General features: G+C 35.7%; 4 protein-coding genes. All 4 read right to left on the bottom strand.

All coding sequences use genetic code 11. From position 1 onward, the window contains the following. Positions 1-74: 74 nt before the first annotated feature. The gene (locus HGC4_RS06800; protein WP_050709371.1) at positions 75-1,007 is read right to left on the bottom strand and encodes a hypothetical protein; all 933 of its coding nucleotides are present in this window, start codon (positions 1,005-1,007) and stop codon (positions 75-77) included. A gap of 131 nt (positions 1,008-1,138) precedes the next feature. Continuing rightward, complete coding sequence (locus tag HGC4_RS06795; RefSeq protein WP_050709370.1) at positions 1,139-1,651, bottom strand: hypothetical protein; 513 nt, start codon at positions 1,649-1,651, stop codon at positions 1,139-1,141. A 50-nt stretch (positions 1,652-1,701) separates the two neighbouring features. Beyond that, the gene (locus tag HGC4_RS06790; RefSeq protein WP_050709369.1) at positions 1,702-3,687 is read right to left on the bottom strand and encodes a DUF4954 family protein; all 1,986 of its coding nucleotides are present in this window, start codon (positions 3,685-3,687) and stop codon (positions 1,702-1,704) included. Positions 3,688-3,999: 312 nt separating this feature from the next. Continuing rightward, positions 4,000-5,994 carry a glycoside hydrolase family 97 protein gene (locus tag HGC4_RS06785; RefSeq protein WP_050709372.1) on the bottom strand — a complete coding sequence of 665 codons (1,995 nt, stop codon included), beginning with the start codon at positions 5,992-5,994 and terminating at the stop codon, positions 4,000-4,002. Between the last annotated feature and the right edge of the window lie 6 nt (positions 5,995-6,000).

Below are 6,000 nucleotides of genomic sequence, written 5' to 3'. Positions count from 1 at the left end.
GTGTAGACTATAAATAAAAAAGAAGGAACTAATTTAAGTTCCTTCTTTTTTATTTATAGTCTATCTTATACTATTTATTTTTTGAGAATAAAAGCATTCTTAGCACTGAGTGTCTCTAAATTTTTACCTATGCGAACAGACGCTTTATCGATATCATTCTCGCTGCTAGATCTACTCTTGTTGTAACGAGAACTACATTCTTTCTCTATTTCTATCGGAAATTTGGTGTAATAACGTAATGTATCATATTTTGCTTGAAAATGTTCAGCATCACTGTTTACTAATTCTTTGAAACGACTGCGATACAAGTCTAAATATTTTTGAGCAGGTTCGCAATCAACAGTTATAGTATCAGCAACAAATACAAAAGGCTTTAAATCACTCAATTTATAGTTGCTTTGTTTAAGAGCGAAACCTTCAGGTAAATTTTCACGTCCTACATAGTTGTAAAAGTCATTCTCTCTAAATAGTTTTGATTGAGGGGCAGTCGTTAAATTTGATTCGCCTTTAGCAATTACAACTCCATTCTTATAGGGTTCGGTTATTCCCAGATGCCAGAAATATTCGTATTGTTCAATAAACAGATGATCACTGATTACTTTGAATGGAACATCTATAGTATCTCCTGGTTGTATCTCGAATGGGTGCATATAAGCAGTCTTTATCTTTTCATATTCTGCACTACCTTCTTCCTCTTTGCCTCTTTCGAAATATATTTCGTGGAAGAAAATATAATTACTTAATGTAGGGTTGATAACGCACCCTTGATCATTGGGCTTTACAAAAAATTCAATAGATTCTCCATTATATGCCAAAGAGTGTCTTCCTGCAGGTAATTCTACGGTTAGACCAGAACTGGCTGGCAGATCATAAACGATTGAGTCAATTTTTACCTGAATTGCTTTGTCTGTGGGATTATCCATCCAGAATTGTTTAGATGGTACTTTACTCGATGGGTCACAAGCTGTGAACAAAAGAAGAGTTACAATAAAATAAATAAACTTCATAATAAATATATTTAAAATGCGTGTTAGCTACACAAAAGTAATTAATTTATATTTATCATAATAGTCATCTACGAAAAAGCAGACTATCCTTATCGAATAATCTGCCTTTGTATGTATGATGATCAGAATTTCTATCTTTCAATATAGAACTTGCAACTATCAATATCTATAGTTTCTAATGGATTAAATAATTTTCCATTAAATTCTCCTTCTAGAATATTCCCTTTGATGGATAAACGATGTTCAAAGTAAGTCAAATCATCATTGTACTTATCACTGTAATTCCCATACTGAGTAGCGTAATTGGTTCCTGGAGGAGAATAATTAAATGTTACACGATCTAATTTTGACTTTTTTGAAATATATATCGAAACTTCATTATTGACTATAGAAAATGTTTTATCAATATATCCTGTATAATAGATACCTAAAGTATCCCCTTCAGAATTTAAATAATGAAAGGAAGTTATTTCCTTTAACTCTGTTTCAATCCCATTATAATAAATATTGATATAGCCCGATTTCAAGTTTAAACTCTTATATGGATCTGTTTCTTCATTGTCCTCGCTACTACATGAAGAGAGTAGCAGACAGAACAAAGTCAACAGATAGATAATCTTATTTCTAGATCGTATGTCAGACATAGTTTAATATTTTATGGGTTAAGACCCAAAGTTAATCAAATATTGAACTCTTATAGACTCTTTGACAATCGTTCTATCATGTCTTCACCAAGCTTCGATTTTATCTTGATATGCTCTAGAACGGCTTCAACAAAAGAATTTTTCTCAAAAATACCTCTAACCTGTTCGAAGTCTATTTTCTGATCTTTTTTATCTCCGTCCATTCCAAAGCTGGTATGAGTAGGTAAAGAGAATTCTTTTCGGGCATCTTCGTAAATCATTCGATCTAGTTTAACTACTGCATCTTTCCATTTCTCAACAATAGTTATAATGTCTTTGGCTGTAATTGTTTCTAGAGAAAGGTTAAAGTACTCTTGAATTTTATCCCAAGCCCATGTCCATTCTAAAGAATAATAATCTTTGTGTAGTTTTTCGAAAACAGCATTTATATCTTCAATCTGAGTCAGTTTATCAGATTCTATATCTTCTATTAGTTTATCTATCTCGGTACTTGGAGCTAAAAGCCCTGCCAAATCTCGCCATTTATTTAAGCCTGCAGAACTATCAGGTTTCAGGTATTCTCTGATTTCTTCATCATTGGTACAAGGACAATTACTTAGTCGTGAAATGATAGAGTTACCCAAAAATTTAGTTATAGCTATGTCGTAATACTTCAAGCCACTACGTAACGAAGAACCTTTTATGCGACAACCTCTGTATGTGTAATGTACTGATGCCTCTCCACAAGTGCTTAATAGTTCGTTTAATACTTCAATGCCTTGAAACATCTTTTGGACTGTATAAGGGCTCAGGAGGTTGAAATTGATCTGATCCATTTTGTGTGGATCTTTTCTCTTATCACGTTTAGGGAATTTCTGAGCATCACGAATAGTTCCTACACTACGAAGATTAACTCCGGGTACAAGTACCGTTTCGTCATCATGCTCTATCAGATATGAGAATGGCATCTTAGATGTATCCGAATTCCGATAATGGCGACCCATAACCAAAGAGAATGCTCCTATTTTAGCTGGCCACAATATATATGAATCGCTGGCAGTTTTACCGCCTCTTTCCATTACCCCTTGATGAATAGGACCCAGTTTATACATGTGATTACTTTGATTGGATCCCGATCCTGCATTCATAAACGAATACATTCCCGATATAAGCAAAGTAGATTTATGATGTGTTACGGTATAAGGACCTGCAAAAATAGCACAAGCCTCTCCATTCTCACCTTGGCAATTGCTGAAGAAAAGCGAATCGCTTGCCGAATAAGTATGTCCTAATTGACAGGCCTGACCTACAAAGCAGCGGGTAAGCATAGTTCCGTCTTCCACGTGAGAACCCGAACTGATAATGAAGTCTTTCAGCATTACATTATAGCCAATATGTACAGGATCGTATTCGTTACTGTTTATAGTTCCGTTTTCAAGATGGCAGGTACTTTCTATGGTAGCATAGTCTCGTATGCATACATTCTTGATAGTGCCAGTGTTTATTATTTTGACATTATTGCCAATAGTTCCTATGCTAGAGGTATTTTGTTGAGTATACTGTTTTACTATTTCCTGCATTTTATGAATTAATACGGGACGATGGCGATAGAATGACATGATGTATGCAAACGAAGCGCTCAGTTTATCATGTATAATAACTTCTCTACCTCCCGTTTCATTCAGAACGGTAACTTCTACTCCATTACCGAAAGACGATTCGTTATCCACATACATCAATTCGAGATTGTGAATAAATACATTATTGCCAATTTTATAATTTGCAATGTAATTGTTTACGTCTGAGATAAAAGTATTGTTCCCTATTTCGCAATTGTGGAGTGTTACATTCTTGATTCCCGAGTGCTTCTTTATTCCTCCCGGAAGTGTAAATTCTTTCTCGTAGATTCCCAGTTTTATTTCTCCCGAAAAATTTACCTGACGAATATAAGCTGTATTAAATTGGTGGTGAACAGATATATCATTCCAGTTTTTAGCTACACATCCTTGGTTTTGTAGCTCTACGATTTCAGATTCAGTTAATTTTCTATACGCCATGGTATATGTATTCTTTTTGTTGCTTTGACTAAATTGTAGCTAGCAAAAGCCTTTTATTATTATCGAAATAAGTACTTATTTTAGGTATAAAACGATAATTGTAGAATTATATTATAGAAAATTGAGATTTTCTTTCTTTTTGAAATAAACTGTCAATATTCATTTTTTAATGTGTTTTATCTGGTGCTGAACTTGTGTATTGATTGTAAAAGGATAGCTAAAATTTAAAGATAAAAAAGCCCATGATTTGAGTCATGGGCTTTTTCGTTTAACTGCTATTATCTGACCTAAATTTTACGGAACATAGATTGATTATAGCTTAATTAACCTAATGGCTACTCCTCCGCTTGTTGCCAGTTTTGCATTTAAAACAGTTTCGGCTGTGACCTCCATTTCCTGAATCTCTACAGGATATGGATTGTTTTTATAATCTGCTCCTTCACCATCTTTAAATATCGTTGCTTTATATTTTGCACCTTTATCTAAAAAGTTGAGAGGTAAACTAAAGTCTCTGCTGTTGGCATTGGTTATGCTTCCAACAAACCAGTTCTCAGAATCACGGTCTTTGCGTACTATGGTTAAATACTCGCTTATCTTGGCTTCGGGTACTATAGTCTTAGACCATGAAGTAGGGCAAGAGGTTACAAAATCGAAAGCAGAATTATTCTCGTAATTTTCGATCATATCCGAAGCCATCTGCAAAGGACTGAACAGTACTACAAATAAAGCAAGTTGTTTTGCTAAGGTTGTTTGAACGCGAGTTTCAGGAAATACCTTATTGGTGAAATTGAAAGTTCCCGGAGTAAAGTCCATAGGTCCGGCTAATCCTCTGGTAAAAGAAAGAATAGTTGTATGTTCAGGAGGATTTCCACCATCTCTCGACCATGCATCGTATTCTTGTCCTCTGAATCCCTCTTGAGTCATTAGGTTAGGCCATGTACGTTGCAATCCTGTTGGCATGGCAGGCTCGTGATTGTCTATCATTACGTGATATTTAGCGGCTGTTTCAATCACTTTTCTGAAATGGCGTACACCGTATTGACTACTATGTCTCTCTTTGTGGTCTAGTAAAGGACTTACATATCCTGTTTTTACTGCATTCACACCGTATTTTTGATATAGGGCAAAAGCACTGTCTAATTGACTCTCGTAGTTAAGAGTTGCACCACCAGTTTCGTGATGTCCTATTAGTTTTACATTTTTAGATGCGGCATATTCGGTTATCTCTTTCAGATTAAAATCGGGATATGCTTTTGTGAAACTGAATTTATCACCTTCTTTTGTCCAGTCTCCATCCCAACCGAAATTCCATCCTTCAACAAGTACCCCTGAAAAATTATGCTTGGCTGCAAAGTCAATATACTTCTTGGTATTTTGAGTCGTTGCTCCATGTTTAGGTCCTTGTGACCATGTATAATCTTCCATGTGCATCCCCCACCATATACCAATATATCTTCCTGGGCGAATCCACGAAGAGTCTTCAATCTTTGAAGGCTCATTCAGATTCAGCATTAAGCGTGAAAGAAGTAAATCGCTTGCTTTTTCTGCAATAATCATCGTTCTCCAAGGTGTTACGGAGGGTGCTTTTGTGAATACTTTTTCGCCCGTTGACCAAGGAGTCAGATAAGCTTTAAGGGTAGTAGTTCCGTTTTCGGGTGTAAGATTCAACCCTGCGTAATCAGTGAGATTTGCTTCATGAATACTCAAATATAACCCGTCTTTGGTTTCCATAGTCAGAGGAGTACATACTGTATCGAGACTGCTAACGGGTGATGGTTTATACAGATTTTCAAAATAAAGTGTACTTGTTGGTATAGACCATGCTTTATGATCTCCTGCAAGAGCAAACTCAGTTAATTCATCCATAATGACGAAGTCCTTTAGATTCTCTTGTTCGGGGAATACATAACGGAAGCCGATGCCGTCATTGAATATGCGGAAAACCACCGAAAACTTGCGCTTCAATCCGCCGTTTTCCTGCACATCGACTACCATCTCATTGTAGGTATTATCCACTGTGATTTCTTCGCCCCAAGGTTGATCCCATTTTTCACTGAAAGACGAATGTTTGATGTCAGTAATCGTTACATCTTTTCCTAACTCACTGTCTTTAAGAACAAATCCGAGAAAGGATTTATTAAGAATAGCTTTGTCTTTTTTATCGACTGTATAATATACCTTCCCGTTTTCCATTCCGGCTTGTAATCGGATGCTCCCATCCGGAGAACTAACTGACGAGTTTTCTTTTTTTGCACATGAAGTCAAACAAAGGAAAACGAGAAGGATATACACTGGTAATTGTTTCATAATACT

It is taken from the genome of Dysgonomonas sp. HGC4 (assembly GCF_001261715.1).
Taxonomy (GTDB): Bacteria; Bacteroidota; Bacteroidia; order Bacteroidales; family Dysgonomonadaceae; genus Dysgonomonas_A.
This window is presented reverse-complemented; position numbering and strand designations above follow the sequence as displayed.